21 protein-coding genes are annotated in these 17,626 nt (G+C 33.8%); 13 read left to right on the top strand and 8 right to left on the bottom strand.

From position 1 onward, the window contains the following. The 5 genes from FEZ18_RS10440 to FEZ18_RS10420 all read left to right on the top strand — a co-directional run bounded on the left by FEZ18_RS10440 (nucleotide 1) and on the right by FEZ18_RS10420 (nucleotide 5,448). Complete coding sequence (locus FEZ18_RS10440; protein ID WP_153268258.1) at nucleotides 1-990, top strand: stage II sporulation protein M; 990 nt, start codon at nucleotides 1-3, stop codon at nucleotides 988-990. Next, nucleotides 987-1,694 carry a hypothetical protein gene (locus FEZ18_RS10435; protein ID WP_153268257.1) on the top strand — a complete coding sequence of 236 codons (708 nt, stop codon included), beginning with the start codon at nucleotides 987-989 and terminating at the stop codon, nucleotides 1,692-1,694. Before FEZ18_RS10440 ends, FEZ18_RS10435 begins: the two co-directional genes overlap by 4 nt. Continuing rightward, nucleotides 1,694-2,914: a DUF4350 domain-containing protein gene (locus tag FEZ18_RS10430; RefSeq protein ID WP_153268256.1), complete on the top strand. Its 1,221-nt coding sequence runs from the start codon at nucleotides 1,694-1,696 to the stop codon at nucleotides 2,912-2,914. The genes FEZ18_RS10435 and FEZ18_RS10430 overlap by 1 nt, the downstream gene beginning before the upstream one ends. Beyond that, a complete protein-coding gene (locus tag FEZ18_RS10425) occupies nucleotides 2,901-3,968 on the top strand; it encodes an AAA family ATPase (RefSeq protein ID WP_153268255.1) in 1,068 nt (355 codons plus the stop codon). The genes FEZ18_RS10430 and FEZ18_RS10425 overlap by 14 nt, the downstream gene beginning before the upstream one ends. 148 nt (nucleotides 3,969-4,116) lie before the next feature. After that, nucleotides 4,117-5,448, top strand: coding sequence for a DUF58 domain-containing protein (locus FEZ18_RS10420; RefSeq protein ID WP_153268254.1), 1,332 nt, complete (start codon nucleotides 4,117-4,119; stop codon nucleotides 5,446-5,448). Nucleotides 5,449-5,555: 107 nt separating this feature from the next. Here the strand turns inward: FEZ18_RS10420 and FEZ18_RS10415 are convergent, their stop codons facing one another. Beyond that, a complete protein-coding gene (locus tag FEZ18_RS10415) occupies nucleotides 5,556-6,035 on the bottom strand; it encodes a Dps family protein (protein ID WP_153268253.1) in 480 nt (159 codons plus the stop codon). Nucleotides 6,036-6,139: 104 nt separating this feature from the next. Here FEZ18_RS10415 and FEZ18_RS10410 point away from each other — a divergent pair, with 104 nt between their 5' ends. Then, nucleotides 6,140-7,081 (top strand): LysR substrate-binding domain-containing protein, encoded by a 942-nt coding sequence (locus FEZ18_RS10410; RefSeq protein ID WP_153268252.1) that lies wholly within the window; start codon nucleotides 6,140-6,142, stop codon nucleotides 7,079-7,081. Nucleotides 7,082-7,105: 24 nt separating this feature from the next. Here FEZ18_RS10410 and FEZ18_RS14720 read toward each other — a convergent pair whose 3' ends face one another. From FEZ18_RS14720 to FEZ18_RS10395, 3 genes are all read right to left on the bottom strand, one after another. After that, nucleotides 7,106-7,303, bottom strand: a complete 198-nt coding sequence (locus FEZ18_RS14720; protein WP_153268251.1) for a hypothetical protein — start codon at nucleotides 7,301-7,303, stop codon at nucleotides 7,106-7,108. Nucleotides 7,304-7,424: 121 nt separating this feature from the next. Next, the gene (locus FEZ18_RS10400; protein ID WP_153268250.1) at nucleotides 7,425-8,225 is read right to left on the bottom strand and encodes a TIGR00266 family protein; all 801 of its coding nucleotides are present in this window, start codon (nucleotides 8,223-8,225) and stop codon (nucleotides 7,425-7,427) included. A gap of 150 nt (nucleotides 8,226-8,375) precedes the next feature. Continuing rightward, nucleotides 8,376-8,831, bottom strand: coding sequence for a DUF4442 domain-containing protein (locus FEZ18_RS10395; RefSeq protein ID WP_153268249.1), 456 nt, complete (start codon nucleotides 8,829-8,831; stop codon nucleotides 8,376-8,378). Between the two features lie 143 nt (nucleotides 8,832-8,974). Between FEZ18_RS10395 and FEZ18_RS10390 the strand changes: the two genes are divergently transcribed. The 4 genes from FEZ18_RS10390 (at nucleotide 8,975) to FEZ18_RS10375 (ending at nucleotide 12,091) form a co-directional block, all read left to right on the top strand. Further along, on the top strand, nucleotides 8,975-9,421 hold the full coding sequence (locus FEZ18_RS10390; RefSeq protein WP_153268248.1) for a DUF4870 domain-containing protein: 447 nt from the start codon (nucleotides 8,975-8,977) through the stop codon (nucleotides 9,419-9,421). 200 nt (nucleotides 9,422-9,621) lie between these two features. Beyond that, nucleotides 9,622-9,966, top strand: coding sequence for a PadR family transcriptional regulator (locus FEZ18_RS10385; protein ID WP_153268247.1), 345 nt, complete (start codon nucleotides 9,622-9,624; stop codon nucleotides 9,964-9,966). Continuing rightward, nucleotides 9,959-11,767: a PspC domain-containing protein gene (locus tag FEZ18_RS10380; RefSeq protein WP_153268246.1), complete on the top strand. Its 1,809-nt coding sequence runs from the start codon at nucleotides 9,959-9,961 to the stop codon at nucleotides 11,765-11,767. The genes FEZ18_RS10385 and FEZ18_RS10380 overlap by 8 nt, the downstream gene beginning before the upstream one ends. Before the next feature lie 54 nt (nucleotides 11,768-11,821). Continuing rightward, complete coding sequence (locus FEZ18_RS10375) at nucleotides 11,822-12,091, top strand: hypothetical protein (protein ID WP_153268245.1); 270 nt, start codon at nucleotides 11,822-11,824, stop codon at nucleotides 12,089-12,091. 153 nt (nucleotides 12,092-12,244) lie between these two features. On the opposite strand, the gene FEZ18_RS10370 is transcribed toward FEZ18_RS10375, so the two are convergent. The 4 genes from FEZ18_RS10370 to FEZ18_RS10355 form a co-directional block, all read right to left on the bottom strand. Further along, nucleotides 12,245-12,640: a rhodanese-like domain-containing protein gene (locus tag FEZ18_RS10370; protein WP_153268244.1), complete on the bottom strand. Its 396-nt coding sequence runs from the start codon at nucleotides 12,638-12,640 to the stop codon at nucleotides 12,245-12,247. A gap of 9 nt (nucleotides 12,641-12,649) precedes the next feature. Then, entirely contained in the window at nucleotides 12,650-12,967 is a 318-nt protein-coding gene (locus FEZ18_RS10365) for a rhodanese-like domain-containing protein (protein ID WP_153268243.1), read from the bottom strand. A gap of 101 nt (nucleotides 12,968-13,068) precedes the next feature. Beyond that, a complete protein-coding gene (locus FEZ18_RS10360) occupies nucleotides 13,069-13,689 on the bottom strand; it encodes a thioredoxin family protein (RefSeq protein WP_153268242.1) in 621 nt (206 codons plus the stop codon). Between the two features lie 5 nt (nucleotides 13,690-13,694). Continuing rightward, nucleotides 13,695-14,234, bottom strand: coding sequence for a TlpA disulfide reductase family protein (locus tag FEZ18_RS10355; protein ID WP_153268241.1), 540 nt, complete (start codon nucleotides 14,232-14,234; stop codon nucleotides 13,695-13,697). A gap of 259 nt (nucleotides 14,235-14,493) precedes the next feature. Between FEZ18_RS10355 and FEZ18_RS10350 the strand changes: the two genes are divergently transcribed. The 3 genes from FEZ18_RS10350 to trpD all read left to right on the top strand — a co-directional run bounded on the left by FEZ18_RS10350 (nucleotide 14,494) and on the right by trpD (nucleotide 17,624). Continuing rightward, nucleotides 14,494-15,891, top strand: a complete 1,398-nt coding sequence (locus FEZ18_RS10350; RefSeq protein ID WP_153268240.1) for an anthranilate synthase component I family protein — start codon at nucleotides 14,494-14,496, stop codon at nucleotides 15,889-15,891. Between the two features lie 83 nt (nucleotides 15,892-15,974). Next, entirely contained in the window at nucleotides 15,975-16,538 is a 564-nt protein-coding gene (locus FEZ18_RS10345; protein WP_153268239.1) for an anthranilate synthase component II, read from the top strand. A 93-nt stretch (nucleotides 16,539-16,631) separates the two neighbouring features. Beyond that, nucleotides 16,632-17,624: an anthranilate phosphoribosyltransferase gene (gene trpD, locus FEZ18_RS10340; RefSeq protein ID WP_153268238.1), complete on the top strand. Its 993-nt coding sequence runs from the start codon at nucleotides 16,632-16,634 to the stop codon at nucleotides 17,622-17,624. Nucleotides 17,625-17,626 lie beyond the last annotated feature (2 nt).

Here is a 17,626-nt window from a genome sequence, read left to right as displayed (position 1 = left end):
ATGAGAGAAGTTGCATTTATCAAGCAAAATAAGGAAAAATGGTTGAGTTTTGAAAAGGCTGTGTTTAATAACAACTTTAAAAATCCAGACGAACTCGCCTCGCAGTACATTCAATTGGTTAACGATTTGGCGTACGCCCAAACTTATTACCCAAAAAGCAAGCTAGTCAGTTATTTAAACCAGTTAGCGGCCAAGGCCTTTCAAAAAATTTATAAAACCAAACGCCAAAACACCAATCGATTTATTGATTTTTGGAAAACCGAAGTACCCCTAGTTTGCTACCAATACAAAAAGTTTATTTATATCACTTTTATTATATTTTTTGCATTTACGTTTATAGGTGTGATTTCGGCAGCCAACGATGGGGAGTTTATACGTTCCATTTTAGGCGATAACTACGTAAACATGTCTTTAGAAAATATTGAGGCTGGCGATCCTGTTGCCGTTTATAAAAGCGGTAGTAATTGGGGCAGTTTTATTGGCATTACCGTTAACAATTTACGTGTGGGAATAATGGCTTTTGTTTTAGGTGTTTTTGGTGGTGTTGGCACGCTTTACGTCATGTTTAAAAACTGTATTATGCTAGGGTCTTTCCAGTATTTTTTTTACGAAAAAGGTGTTTTTTGGGAAAGTGTTCGCGGCATCTGGATTCATGGTTCTATGGAGATTTTTGCTATTATTATCGAGTGCGCCGCGGGTTTAATACTTGGCGCTAGCATTCTGTTTCCAGGTACGCATTCTAGATACACCTCGTTTAAAATGGGTGCTAAAACAGGCGTTAAAATTTTAATAAGTACCTTCCCATTTACCTTTGTAGCCGGTTTTTTGGAGGGTTACGTTACGCGTTATTCTAATGTTATGCCCAATTGGTTATCGGTTGGAATTATTCTAACTACCCTTGGTATAATAAGCTACTACTACTTAGTTTACCCCTTTAAAGTACAAAAAACAATAACCCAAATATCAACTTTAACCCCAACTATCGCTTGAAAATTACCCGTCTACATATGGTTATTTTGGTGTTTTTATGTTTTTTAAATACGTTGGATGGTTTTAGTGTTTCTAATACTCAGAATCCTGAACTAACGAGACAATTTGACGACGATTTTAAGACACGTTATTCCAGCAATAGATTTAATTACGAAGGCGACTCATATAAAAGTCATACCCCTTCGAGTTCTGGAACCTACGAAGACTATAAATATGAGAAAAAGTCCTCCTATAACTTTAATATTAACCTAGATTTCTTGTCGTGGTTCTTTTACTTAGCACTTGCTCTGGCCGTCCTAATTTTAGTTTATATCTTACTCAATGAAGGTCGTTCAAGCTTATTTTCAACTAAACCTAATAAAGCTCTGCAGCATCGAGAAAAGATTACCGCCGAAAACATTGAAAACACCGATATTAGTGCCTTAATCCGTCAGGCTGAAAACGACAATAATTTTAGGCTCGCCATACGCTATTATTACTTATTACTCTTAAAAACACTAAGCTTAAAAAAACACATTAAATTTGAAGATGACAAAACCAACGCAGCGTATGTAAACGAAACAAAAGGGAAACCTTTTGGGCCCTCATTCGCCTATACCTCGTATCTTTATAATTACATTTGGTATGGCGAATTTCCTGTAAATACAGAACAATATAACAAAGCCAAACAGCGCTTTATAAGCCTTCTAAACCTATTGAAATAATGAAAAAAATCATCCTTTTATTTTTCATTATTGCTGCTTTAGTTATAACCGCAGCCATAGTTTTAAATGTAGAAGCTACAAGAAAGATAGATTGGCAAGAATCTTTTAACGAAAAGAGCGACCATCCCTATGGCTTGAGTGTGTTTTACAAAGAATTACCTAACCTTTTTAAAAACAACAAAGTAAGAACCGTTTATCATCTACCTAGTAATTATCTAAAAGTAAATTCTAGGGATAGTTCGGGTACTCATACTGCCCGAGGTACTTATATTATTATTGGAAATTCTAACTATTTAGACTCTGAGTCTATAGATGAATTATTAGATTTTGTAAGCTCAGGAAATACGCTTTTTATATCAGACTACGACTTCCCTCAAAAAATTCATGACACTTTAAATATAGCTATTGAATTTACCAAAAACACAAAAGATAGCATATCTTACCAGTCTTTAAAATACAGCAATGCTAAAGATATCATTATCGATAAAAACGAAGGTGATTATTTTTTTAGTACATTCGATACGTTAAATCATGTGGTCTTAGGACATACCAAAATTGATTATAAACGGGTAAATTTTATACAGATCCCTTTTGGAAAAGGTCACTTATTTTTACATTTAGAGCCTAAAGCATTTACCAATTACAATATTTTAAAAGCCAACCGCTATAAATATGTAGAAGGTGTTATTTCTTACCTACCCGAAAGCGACCTATATTTTGATGCCCATGAGAAAATAAGAACCCCATATAATAGAACGGCTAAAAGAGAATCGAACCTGAGTTGGTTTTTAGAGCAATTATCGTTTAGATGGGCCTGGTACACGGCCTTGATTTTCGCTATTTTATTTGTAATTTTTAATGCAAAACGCCGGCAACGCATCATTAAAATTATAAATCCTTTGCAAAACACAACGCTTAATTTTGTTAAAACTGTTTCTAATTTATATTATGAAACTCAAGACCACAAAAACCTTGTAGACAAAAAAATAACCTACTTTTTAGAACATATTAGAACAACTTACAATATAAATACCTCGGTTTTAGATGACGTATTTGTAGATAAATTAACATCGAAAACAGGAAAAAACAGAAAAGCTATTAAAAGCCTTGTGAATTATATAAACAACTTACGAGCTAAAACTGATTTTCTTGAAACCGACCTCATAGAGCTAAACAAACGCATTGAAAACTTAAATTTAAAAAATCATGGACGACAATAAAGCCCCTAAAGACCATAAAAATTATTTGCCTAAAACGCCCTTAACCGAGCCAACTAAAAATAATAGCGCAGAAGACTTAAACGACTTACAATTTAAAAATCGTTTGGATTTATCTGAATTGCAAAGTAGTGTAGAAAACATAAAACAAGAGGTGGGCAAAGTTATTGTTGGGCAAAAAGACATGATAGACATGTTAATAGCATCACTTTTAGCTAAAGGTCATTCGCTTATTGAAGGGGTACCAGGGGTTGCAAAAACCATAACCGCCAAACTATTAGCGAAATCTTTAAGCGTTGGTTTTAATCGTATTCAATTCACACCAGATTTAATGCCGAGTGATATTTTAGGAACCTCGATTTTTAATTTAAAAACCTCAGAGTTTGAGTTTAAAAAAGGCCCTATTTTTTCTAATATGATTTTAATTGACGAGATTAATCGAGCACCTGCAAAAACGCAAGCCGCTTTATTTGAAGTGATGGAAGAACAACAAATAACTATTGATGGTAGAAAATTTAAATTAGATTCGCCTTTTATGGTTTTAGCAACTCAAAATCCTATAGAGCAAGAAGGGACATACCGTTTGCCAGAAGCACAATTAGATCGATTTTTATTTAAAATTAATGTAGATTACCCAGAATTAGATGAAGAAATTGAAATTCTATCTAGAGAACATCAACTGAGAGATACCGAAAAAACAGCAACAATTTCTTCTTTTTTAACGGCGAAACAAATTTCAGAATATCAGCTATTAGTTACTCAAGTTTTAGTTGAAAAGCATTTGTTAAAGTACATCGCTCAGCTTATTATGGCCACTCGTAGCAATCCGTTTTTATACTTAGGCGCATCGCCAAGAGCGTCGATAGCAATCCTGAAATCTAGCAAAGCCTTTGCCGCCATGAGTGGGCGAGATTTTGTAACACCCGAAGATATAAAACGCGCTGCGATCCCGGTGTTACACCACCGTGTTATTGTCACTCCAGAGCGCGAGATGGAAGGTGTTTCGAGTGCCCAAATTATTAGACAAATTATTGAAACAGTTGAGATTCCTCGCTAATTAGTTGGTAATATGCAGAACTCAGCAAGTAAAGTATTTCGCAAAGACACCCAGAGTTTGCACAGAGACACACAGAGATTAAACTCCGCTAAACTCTGTGAAACCTCAGCGAAACTCCGTGTAATAACCAATAAATTTTAACTAAATTTTGAAAATACTTAAGTCCTTTTACATTCAACCACGGTTTTTCTACGTAGGCATTGGCACTGTTTTTTTGTTTGGGTTAAGTTATTTTGTCCCTTTGCTATTTCGCATTGCGCAACTTTCAATTTTAGTGCTTATTTTGTTTTTTGTTATCGATTTTCTTGTAATATTTATTGGTAAAGATAAAATTAAAGCGCATCGAGTGTTACCCGATAAATTTTCTAATGGCGACCAAAATGCTGTAATTTTAAATCTCATTAATCACTATCCATTTGCCATTTATTTAGAAATAATCGACGAGATACCAGAGCAATTTCAAATTAGAGATTTTAAAATTAAAGCCCTTATTGCCGCGCAAAAATCGCAAGCACTTCAATACCATTTAAAACCAATCGAAAGGGGCGAATATCATTTTGGCAGTTTAAACGTTTATGCGGCTTCCGTATTAAAATTAGTGGCCAAGCGTTATACTTTTAACACAGGTGCTATGGTACCAACCTACCCAAGTTTTAAGCAATTAAAAAAATTTGAACTTTTAAATATCAATCAGAATGCCCTAGAATTCGGACTTAAAAAAGTGCGTCGTTTAGGTCATTCCATGGAATTTGAGCAAATAAAAGATTATGTTTTAGGCGACGATTTGCGCTCCATAAATTGGAAAGCTACCGCTAAGCGGAATCAATTAATGGTTAATCAATTTCAGGATGAAAAATCGCAACCGGTCTATTCCATTATAGACAAAGGGCGGGTTATGCAAATGCCTTTTAACGGTTTAAGTCTTTTAGATTATGCCATTAATGCCACCCTTGTTATTAGCAATGTAGTTTTAAAAAAACACGATAAAGCTGGTATACTATCATTTTCTAAAACCATAGAAAATAGTGTTGTCGCACAACGAAGAAGTTCGCAAATGCAACTTATATTAGAAGCACTATATAAGGTTAAAACCGATTTTCATGAAAGTGATTTTGGCCAACTTTATGGCCATATAAAACGTCATATCACACAGCGCAGTCTAATTTTAATGTACACCAATTTTGAAACACTAGATGGTTTAAACCGACAACTGCCATACTTAAAAGCCATTTCCAAAAATCATTTATTAGTGGTTGTTTTCTTTCAAAATACCGAATTAGATAGCGTAATTAACAACAAAGCACATACGGTGCAAGAAGTTTACGATAAAGTAATCGCAGAGAAATTTGCTTTTGAAAAACGCTTAATCGTCAACGAACTAAAAAAATACGGCATCTATTCCATATTAACTACCCCAGAAAACCTTACTATCGATACTATTAATACCTATTTAGAAATTAAAGCGAGAGGATTGCTTTAAAATAAATTGGTATTAAATAGAACTACATTGTATCATAAAAAAAATCTCAGATTAAAAGTTTTAATCTGAGATTTTAAAGCGTACAGCTTATAAATACTGGACACAGACTACATGGTTTCGTTTAACCAAGCCTTCATCATCCAAACTGTTTTTTCTTGTTCGGTAATAAAATCACTCATCATAGAGTTTGTTCCTTCATCATTTGCATCGCCAGATTTTTCAAGAATATTTCTTTCAATTTTTAAAAGTTCGGTTAGAGAATCTACAATTAAACGCACTGACTTATCATCTTCAGTAATGTTTTTACCAACTACCACTTGGGCTTTTGCTGCATAATCTTCAAAGGTATGCAAAGGCACTCCACCTAGGGTTAAAATACGCTCCGCTATTTCATCAACCTTTACATTAGCATCGGTATATAGTTCTTCAAATTTAACATGTAAATCAAAAAAACGCTTACCTCTAATATTCCAATGTATGCCTCTTAAATTCTGATAATATACTTGAAAATTTGCTAATAAAACATTTAAATCTTCTGCGATATCTTTTGTTTCTGAGGTTTTTAAACCTATACTATTGTATGCCATTTTATTTTGTTTTTTTGTTTATACGCAAACATAATTAATAATTTACGATTATTTAATTAGTATTATTGATACTTTTAATACTTTTATAATCTAAATTGATACTAATGACCATTACACAATTATATTATGTTTTAGCTGTAGCCGAAAACCAAAACTTTACAAAAGCTGCAGAAAAATGTTTTGTAACGCAACCCACGCTGAGTATGCAAATTCAAAAGCTTGAAGAACAGCTTGAAGTACAGATATTCGACAGGAGCAAAAAGCCTATTGAACTTACGGCAATTGGTAAAAAAATTGTTACTCAAGCGCGAACTATAGTTAATGAGTCTTACAGAATTCAAGATATTGTAGATCAACAAAAAGGTTTTATTGGTGGTGAATTCAAGCTTGGTATTATACCCACAATTATGCCTACCTTATTACCTATGTTTTTAAAAACTTTTATAAAAAAATACCCAAAAGTAAAATTAAAAATAGAAGAGTTAACTACAGAAGAAATTATAGAGCAACTCAAAGACGGCCATTTAGATGCTGCTATTGCGGCAACCCCTCTTGAAAACGAATTAATTAAAGAGCGTGTTTTATATTTTGAGCCTTTTGTATGTTATATTCCTAAAAGTCATAGACTGTATTCTAAAAAGAAAATAAACATATCAGATTTAGAGATTAACGATATGTTATTGCTTGAAGATGGTCATTGTTTTAGAGATGGTGTTGTTAATTTGTGTAAGACGTTTAAAGATCAAACTAATGAACAGTTTCAAATAGAAAGCGGTAGTATAGAAACGCTAATTAAATTATCTAATGAAGGTTTAGGAATGACGCTTTTACCTTATTTACACACTCTGGATATAAACAAAAAAGAAACCGAAAATTTACATCATTTTGTCGATCCAGTTCCTGCGCGAGAAGTGAGTTTAATCTATCATAAAAACGAACTAAAAATACATATTATTGAAGTGCTACAAGAAGTAATATCTGGAATTATTCGCGGGGCCATTACATTCCAAAATGTCAATATAATTAGCCCTATACCAAAAAAATAAAAAGCGACCGAGGTCGCTTTTTATCTATGCTTTTAAATAAATTAGACATTGATTTAACTCAGGTTTTTGCTGCACTAAAGATTGAATAAAAACTTTGAGTTCTTCAAGCTCGTGGGCTAGTAGTCTATTTACTGCCTTTTGTACTTCTTTGCAAAATAACGACGTATCAAAACTTACTTTATTAAGTATAGTTTTAGTATACTCAAACATTGCTCTTGCCATAATTACAATTAAAAATTTAGGTTAAAATTAAAAATAGATTTGTGTTTTTGTGTTATTTATTAAACATCTAATATAGACGAAAATTGTTTTAGGCCTTTGAATTTAATGAAATTTTAACAACTTAAAATCTATTATCTCCATTTAATAAATCGCCCAAACCTCCTAAAACACTACCTTCGCCTTTGTTTTTACCACCGCCTTGAGGTGCTGCTGCTAAAACACGACCAGCTAACCTACTAAATGGTAACGATTGTACGTATACGGTTCCAGGACCTCGAAGTTTTGCAAAAACCAAGCCCTCTCCACCAAATATGGTATTTTTAATACCCCCTACAAACTCGATATCGTAATCTATAGTTTTGTCGAAACCTATAATACAGCCCGTATCAACACGAAGTATTTCTCCTGCTTGTAATTCTTTTTTAGCCATGGTACCACCGGCATGAACAAAAACCATACCGTCTCCCTCAAGTTTTTGCATAATGAAACCCTCTCCTCCTAATAAACCACGTCCGATCTTCTTAGAAAACTCTATACCTACACTTACGCCTTTTGCTGCGCACAGAAAGGCGTCTTTTTGACAAATGAATTTTCCGCCGAATTGTGTTAAATCAATTGGAATAATTTTTCCGGGATACGGCGATGCAAAAGACACCTTGCGTTTACCCATTAGGTCGTTATAAAAAACAGTCATAAATAAGCTTTCACCCGTTAGTATGCGTTTTCCTGCGCCGAGAATTTTACCTAAAAATCCAGAGTCTTTTTGCGAACCATCACCAAAAATAGTTTCCATTTTAATACCGTCGTCCATCATCATAAAACTTCCCACCTCTGCTACTATACCTTCTTGCGGATCGAGTTCAATTTCTACATATTGCATTTCTTCGCCATAGATGGCGTAGTCGACTTCGTGTGCTGTCATATCGTGTTGTTTTTATTGATTTGTTTATAGGTTGATTTGTTTTAATTTTTGTTACAGTTTCTTTTAAAATTTTACAAAGATGCTCTGTCCTTTAAATTCTAATACCAGAAACTGTGAATGCACAGAAAACTATTGGCAAAAACAAATAAACTAGCTTTTTAGTTTTACACTCCACTCAAAATTAAAAGTAGAAACTACAACACCATCAGTATTGGTACCTACAGATTGCATCCATAAGGTTTGCCCCTCGCCGGTCTCAATAGTTTTTTGCAAGGCGGCATCTATTAAAGCCCCGTCGTTACATACAAATGTAATTTTGCCCGTTGCTTTTTTTGTAAATGTTGCATTATTAGTGGTAACCAACATAGAAATTTTTTTTCCGCTCTCGGCAATTTTCGCCATAACTATGGCTCCAGTAGTGAGCTCTGCAGCCATACCTTGAACGGCCCAAAACAGCGATTTAAATGGATTTTGATTGATCCATTTATGCTTTACGGTTACAGTACAGGCTTGGTTAGTTATCGAGGTAACCCTAACACCCATTAAAAAAACTGATGGTAATTTAAAAATGTTAAACTTATTGATTTTACTAGGTGTTAACTTCATTATTAATTGAATTTACTCAAAAATATCGAAAATATTTGATATATCAATATGTTAAATTAATGTTAAATTACAGTACTATGCGTAACAAAGTACCTGCTTTAAGACATATATTTGTATAAGCAACTATTATACCTTTTAAAATCATGATAGACAGGCATCAAAGAAACATCGCTACTTTTATACATTTATCGACCTTTAGCCGATTTATAATTCCGTTTGGAAATTTTATTGGTCCTATTGTATTGTGGGTTGTGAACAAAGATAAATCTGAATTTATAGATGCGCACGGCAAGCAAGCTATTAATTTCCAGATGAGTATTTTACTATATGCCATTATTTTAGGAACCTTAACTATTCCGTTTTTTATTTTTAAAATTTTTAGTGGATTAGATTTTATAGATTTTAACGGCTTCTATGATTTTAGTATTAATATTGGCAAGCCATCACCATTGCTTTATATAGGTGGTGCCTTGGGTGCTTTGGCAGTAATTGGATTTATTTTAGAGCTTGTTTTTATTGTTATAGCCAGTTTAAAAGCAAGAGATGGGGAACTATACCAATACCCTTTAACGATTAACTTTTTAAAATAGCATTATGGTAACACCGCAAACTCTGAAAACAGCAAATAGGCCCGCGTTAGGGATTGTAGAGAAAAGCCCACAGCGAGGCACGAGCGAGGACTTGCAACGAAAAGCCCGACCCTTGTGGTAACGCCCAAAAATTCATCAATAAAAATCATCACATCAATCAAAAAAAATGAACAGTTTCACCATATCAAACGCATGAGATTATGAAGATAGAAAACACAAAAGCACAAATGCGTAAAGGCGTTTTAGAATTCTGCATATTGTCGGTTTTAAAAGACGACGATGCCTATGTTGCAGAAATTTTAAACACTTTAAAAAACGCCAAATTGCTTGTTGTAGAAGGCACTATTTACCCTTTGTTAACTAGACTTAAAAATGCAGGTCTATTGCATTACAGATGGGAAGAATCGACCTCTGGCCCACCACGAAAATATTACGGATTAACCGATAAAGGTAAATTATTTTTAAAGGAATTAAACACCACCTGGAACGAATTACACAACGCTGTAACCATTGTAACAAGCCAAAAAACAACAGAAAATGAATAAAACAGTAAACATAAATTTAGCAGGTCTATTTTTTCATATCGATGAAGATGCCTATGTAAAACTACAACGCTATCTTGAGGCTATAAAACGTTCGTTTACAGACTCTCAAGGTAGAGACGAAATTATTGCAGACATTGAGGCTAGAATTGCCGAACTTTTTAATGAGCGCAAACAAGACCAGAGGCAAGTTATTGGCATGAGCGAAGTCGATGAAGTGATCGCCATTATGGGACAACCTGAAGATTACTTGGTAGATGATGCCATTTTTGATGACGAACCACAAGCTGCAAATAAGAAAAAAACAAGAACTTCTAAAAAGCTATTTAGAGATCCTGATAACTCTTATGTTGGTGGGGTATCGGCTGGATTGGGTCACTATTTTGGAATAGATGCTTCATGGATACGTTTAGCTTGGATAGTTTTAATCTTTGGCTTTGGAACCGGACTACTTCTCTATCTTTTACTTTGGATTTTAGTACCTGAAGCGAAAACTACGGCAGAGAAAATTATGATGACCGGGGAACCTGTTAACATTAGCAATATTGAAAAAAAAATTAAAGACGGTTTTGAAAACGTATCAGATCATGTTGGTGCCGCTGCGAAAACCGTTTCAGATTCTATTTCTGATGCTGCTAAAAAAGTTGATTTTGAAAAACAGGGAAAAAAAATTAAATCGTCATCTAAAAGTTTCTTCGATACGATTGGAGATATTATAATGTTTTTCTTTAAAATATTTGCCAAATTTATTGGGGTGATTTTAATGATTGTTGGCGCATCGACACTTATCGCGTTAATAATTACTCTATTATCTTTAGGGGTTGTAGACCTTTTTCACTTACCTGGTATTGATATTGTTAATATTGTAAATGCTGGAAATACTCCTATTTGGCTCGTATCTTTGTTAACCTTTTTTGCTGTAGGTGTACCATTCTTTTTCGTGTTTTATTTAGGCCTGAAAATTTTAATAAACAATTTAAAATCTATAGGAAACATTGCAAAATTCACCTTGTTGGGTGTCTGGCTAATTTCTATTATAGGATTGGTTATTGTAGGCATTAGACAAGCTAGTGAACACGCTTTTGATGAGCGTATTATTGAAGAGAAAACATTACAAATTACAAGAAACGATACGCTTCATTTAAAAATGCTAGGCAACGATTTATATAAAAATGCTAATAATAGACAAAATGAATCCTTTAAACTTATTCGCGACGAGCACGGAAACAAAACTATTTATGCATCCGATATTAGCATTATTGTAAAATCAACAACCGATTCGCTGGCTAAAATAGCTATTAATAAAAGTGCCAACGGCAGAGATTATGCCAAAGCCATTAGCCGTGCTAAAAACATAAATTATAATTATGATCTAAAAAATAATGTCTTGCTTCTAGATTCGTTTTTTACGATAAATTATGATGATAAATATAGTGATCAAGATATAGAAATCACCTTGTTTTTACCTGAAGGATCCGTAATAAAATGTAACGAGAATTCTAAGACCTTTTTTTACTATACCAATCATAAAGGAACACTTATAACCTATAATGACAATAACCAGTATCTAAAAATTTTAAACGACGATATTGAGTGTTTAGACTGTCTTGTAGAAAAGGATTTCGATATAAATATTGATTTAAATGATGAAAACTCTAAGCTAAAACTAAATGAACAAGGTATACAAATTACCGTAGATAGCGCGCATTTAAAAATTGACAATACGGGAATAAAGGCCAATAGTAACGACGTTAAAGTTAGTATCGACGAAGACGGTATTTCGATAAAATCGAAAAACAACTAAGTCGATTCAACTTCGAAAAAAAACTCGCATTAATTCGATAATTAAAATAATATTATGACATTTTTAGCCAAAATTATAGCTGCAATTGTATTAAGCTTAAGCCTTTTTATTTGCAATTACTACAGTCCGATAAACTTTAGTTTTCTTAACAAAAAGAATATAGAAATTAAAAAACAAACTATTGGAGATTCGGTAAATTTGCGAAAAAACAACCGTGATTCAGACCTATCTTTAACAGAAAACAAAGAAATTGTAGCTGCGGATCAAAACAATATTCCTATTGAAGTTTCGCAAGAAGAACCTGAAATACAATCTAAGAAATAACGAAAACAGGCAAAACTAAACGATAAAAAATGCGGTTTGTTTTTTTAAATTCGAACTCCACTCTTAGCTGATGGTTTTAGTATGTACTCAACAAAACCTATTATGGATATTCTCTTAAATTTAAAACAACTTAGCCGTATACTGCAATAATATTCACGGTGTGTTTTTTATTAAAAACCCACCGTTTCGCCATTTAACAATGCCGCCTTCTAAATCGTATATTTCTGTAAACCCCGCTTGAAACCATTTCTTATAACTTTTAGCGCTTCGTCTCCCCGAGCGACAATATAAAATTAAAGGTTTATTTTTATCCAGTTTTAATAACTCTTGCTCGAAAGTTGGGGACAAAAAATCTATATTTTGAGCATTTTCGATAAAACCCGATTGAAACTCTTTTGGTGTACGTAAATCAATTAATTGAACACCCTCTTGTTGCATAAGCAATTGCAATTCTGCTGGCGACAACAATTTCGCATCACTTTTTGCCGACTTATTACAACTGTAAAACCCAACTCCAAAAAAAACGATTAAAAGTAATACCTTTTTCATTTTTATACCTTAGTCTAAATCAACAAGGTTGCCTTCCCACTCTAATATACCACCTTCAAGATTGTAAGCCCTAACAAAACCTAGTTGAACCATAATGCTACAGGCTTGCCCGCTTCTATTACCAGACCTACAATACACATAAAAATTTTTACTTTTATCTAAAGCCTCTAATTTATCAATAAAATCTTGCCCCCCATGAATATCAATATGTATCGCATTTTCTATTATACCCTCTGCTACCTCGTCTTCTGTTCTTACATCAATAATAACCGCGTCTTTATCTTCTTCGATTTGCGACACCCATTTTTCTTGACTTAAATTTTCCATTTTTTAAATTTAAATTTGTAGTTACAAATTTAATATTTTCGTTTAAATAAGAATTAAAAAAACAGCTTATCTCATTCATAATTGTAGTTTATTTAAAAAAACTACACTTTTATTGAACATCCAATAGCTTTGGTTTCGGTCGTTTTAACGGCTTTTCCTTCCAGTAAAGCATCAACAGCATTTTCAACATATTTAATTTTTACAGCTCTGGCATCCTTATAATTATCATCAATGGCTCCAATATACTCAAGGGTATGTCCTTGATCTCTATTTTGTAAAATAAACACATGAGGTGTTTTTGTGGCTCCAAACTTAGGGTAGACCTTCTGCTCAGAATCGATTAAATACGGAAATGTAAAACCTTTATCTAGAGCTCTTTGCTTCATAGCATCAAAACTATCTCCGGGCATTAAGCTGGTATTATTAGGCATAATAGCAATTACAGGATATCCCTTGTGTGCATATTTTTTGTTTAAGGCTATAATTCTATCTTCGTACATCACGGCATACGGGCAAGTATTGCAAGTAAAAATAATAATAAAACCCTTAGCCTTTTTGTAATCTGCAAGCGAGACCATCGCCCCATCTATATTTTGAAGTGAAAAATCTTCAACCACATCTCCTATTCTATAGCCTTTGTTAGGTTTTACATTAGCTACTGAAAACGCGGTAAGAAAAGCAACTGTAACTGTTAAAACTATAATACTTATACTTTTTCTCATAATTTTTATTTTAAGAATTTAGCAACTTCTGCTTTAAGTGTTTTGTAATCGAATGCTTGTTCGAAAAATTTACGCATATCCTTTTTATAAATAAGGGTTGCGGGAATAGATCCAGACCAACTTTTATCCACTTTAGGAATCCATGAATTCATATCGGCATCGTCTAAAGCGATGACTTTAGAGTGCAATTGATTCTCCTTTATAAATGGCTTTAATTTAGATTCGTATAAATGCGGAAAATCTAGGCTTACCAAAATGACTTCCACGTTTTTATCGCCATATTCTGTGTTTATGAGCTCAAAATATGGTAGTTCCTTTATGCAAGGTGCACACCAGGTGGCCCAAAAATTTATCACGTATATTTTGTCGTCTTTTCGATTTAAAAATTTCTCAAAACCTTTAAAATCGAAAACTTCTAAATCTTGATATGCGGTATTTTTAACTACCTGGGCTTTGTTACTTTCAGTTAAACTCTCAATATTCTTATTTTTAGTATTGCAACTGGAAATTAATACTACGGCAATAATTAATGCTTTTAGTTTCATAAACATAAAATTAATCAATTTTTGTTAGAGATAATGCAGTTCTAAAATTATTACTAAAAAAAGTTATTTAAAGTTTTGTGTACTATTAATTTCATTTCTATATTTGACAACATAAAAGAAATTATGAACACAATTTTAAATAATACTTGGTGGTGGAACTTTTCAAACTTACGTTCGTGAAGTAGCTCCTCGTATATTTAAAACTTATAAAATATCCAAAAGGCTTGTCATTCACGACAAGCCTTTTTTAATTTAAAATATGTATCAACTCACCACACATCATAAAAAAATATTGGCAGATACCATTACGCCGGTAAGTATTTATCTTAAAATTAGAGATAAATACCCCAACAGTATTTTGTTAGAAAGTAGCGATTATCATGCCAACGATAACAGTTTTTCGTATATCTGCTTTAACCCTATAGCCTCTATTAAGGTAGAAAATGAAACGATTTCTCAAACGTTTCCCGATGGCAGTTCTAAGTCCAAAAATATCGATGACACGGTTTGTGTTTCTGATGAAATTCATCAATTCACAAAACAGTTTAAAGTCGATTCAAACGAAGATTTTAAATTTATAAATAATGGCATATTTGGTTATATGGCTTACGATGCGGTTAGATATTTTGAAGATGTGACAATTTCAAAAAAAGAAAACGCCATACAAATTCCCGATGTTTATTACGCAGTTTATCAAAATATTATTGCGATAAATCACTTTAAAAATGAGGCCTATATTTTTGCACATTGTTTTAATAAGGAGAGTAATATTGATGCTATTTTCCACCTCATAAAATCGAAAAATTTTGCCTCCTATAATTTTGAATCTAAAGGAAGTCTAACATCCAATTTAACCGACAACGCCTTTAAAAAAAATGTAGAATTGGCCAAAAAACATTGTGCCCGCGGTGATGTGTTTCAATTGGTTCTTTCAAAAAGCTTCACTCAAGCCTTTAAAGGCGACGAGTTTAATGTATATCGTGCTTTACGCAGCATAAACCCCTCGCCTTATCTGTTTTATTTCGATTACGGCAACTTTAAAATATTTGGTAGCTCGCCCGAAGCCCAACTTATTGTAAGTGACGGCAAAGCCGAAATACATCCCATTGCAGGCACCTTTAAACGTACAGGAAACGATTTAAAAGATGCCGAATTAGCCAAACAATTGGCCAAAGACGATAAAGAAAATGCCGAACACGTCATGCTAGTAGATTTAGCAAGAAACGACTTAAGCCGCAACGGAAGTCAAGTCACCGTAGACACTTACCGCGAAGTTCAGTTTTTTTCGCACGTGATCCATTTGGTAAGTAAGGTTACGGGGCAAAAACATAAAGACACCTCAACCATGCAGGTTGTTGCAGATACCTTTCCTGCAGGTACGTTAAGCGGAGCGCCAAAACATCGTGCCATGCAACTTATTGAGCAATACGAAAAAACAAGTCGAGGTTTTTATGGCGGTGCTATTGGTTTTATGGATTTTAACGGCAATTTTAATCACGCCATAATGATTCGAACCTTTTTAAGTAAAAACCACCATCTGCATTGGCAGGCCGGTGCGGGAGTAGTCTCTAAATCGAATCCAGAAAACGAATTACAAGAAGTATATAATAAACTAGGCGCGCTAACGCATGCTATTAAATTGGCTGAAGACATATAGAGTTAGAAAGTTGAAGCTGTTTTTGAAATAAAAGAATGATTTAAAAAGATTTCCGCATTCGCGGAAACAAAAAATAAAACTTTATGAGAGTATTAGTAATAGATAATTACGATAGTTTTACATACAATCTTGTTCATTACTTAGAAGATTTAAACTGTGATGTTACCGTAATTAGAAACGACAAATTAACCCTAGAAGAGGTTGAACCTTTTCACAAAATACTGCTATCACCAGGTCCAGGCATTCCAGACGAGGCTGGTTTACTAAAACCGATTATAGAAAAATACGCCCCAACTAAAAGCATCTTGGGCGTGTGTTTAGGGCAACAAGCCATTGCCGAAGTATTTGGAGGTGCGCTTATTAATTTAGACGATGTATATCACGGTGTTTCCACAAAAACAACCATTACTGTAGATGATGAATCTCTATTCGATGGTTTAGAGAAAAATATAGAAGTTGGCCGTTACCACTCATGGGTGGTCCACCCCAACTTACCAGATAGTTTAGAAGCCACTTCTTTTGATGAAAACGGACAAATCATGTCGTTAAGACACAGAATATTCGATGTAAAAGGCGTGCAATACCATCCAGAATCGGTATTGACGCCAAACGGAAAACAAATGCTTAAAAATTGGATAGACAATTAATTTTTATTCCCATTAAGATGGGAATCTATTACAAATTGAATCTAAAAATATTAAGATTCCCTCCTTCGAGGCAATGAAAATATAGTTTTATTTATGAAACAACTACTAAATAGATTAATAAACCACGAAAACATCTCTAGCGAAGAAGCTAAACAAGTTTTGGTAAACATATCTAACGGTTTGTATAACCAAAGCCAAATCGCTTCATTTCTTACTGTTTTCATGATGCGAAGTATCACACTTGAAGAGCTTCAAGGTTTTAGAGCGGCCCTTTTAGAACTATGTATCCCCATCGATTTAAAAGATTTTAATGCGATAGATTTATGCGGTACTGGAGGCGACGGAAAAGACACCTTTAACATCTCAACACTATCTTCTTTTGTAGCTGCGGGGGCAGGTATTAAAGTAGCAAAACACGGTAATTATGGTGTATCTTCTGCCTGCGGCTCATCAAACGTTATGGAACATTTGGGCATTAAATTCTCTAGCGACGAAGATTTCTTAAAACAGACTATCGATAAAGCAGGCATTTGCATTTTGCATGCACCATTATTTCATCCAGCCATGAAAAACGTAGCGCCAATACGTCGTGAATTAGGGGTGAAAACATTTTTTAATATGTTGGGGCCTATGGTAAATCCGTCGTTTCCTAAAAACCAAGTAGTCGGTGTTTTTAATTTGGAGTTACAACGTTTATATGGCTATTTATACCAGCAAACAGATAAAAACTACAGCATTGTACACGCTCTAGATGGCTATGATGAAATATCGCTCACCGGAAAAACCAAAGTGATCTCTAACCAATCGGAAACCTTATTTGCACCGGAAGAGTTAGGTGTAGCAACCATACAAGAAGACGCTATATTTGGAGGAAACACCATTGATGATGCTGCAAAAATATTTATAAACATAATTAGCGGCAAAGGCACTGAAGCACAAAACAATGTTGTTTTTGCCAATGCCGGTTTAGCGATCGCCACCACAAAACAAATAAGTCATAAAGAAGGGTTCGAGCTGGCAAAAGAATCGCTGCTTTCTGGAAAAGCAAAAAACAGTTTAGATAAACTCATAGCGTTAAGCCGTTAAAC

The sequence above is a fragment of the Oceanihabitans sp. IOP_32 genome (assembly GCF_009498295.1).
Taxonomy (GTDB): domain Bacteria; phylum Bacteroidota; class Bacteroidia; order Flavobacteriales; family Flavobacteriaceae; genus Wocania; species Wocania indica.
Note: the sequence above shows the minus strand (reverse complement) of the source record. Positions and strands in the feature narration are given on the sequence as shown.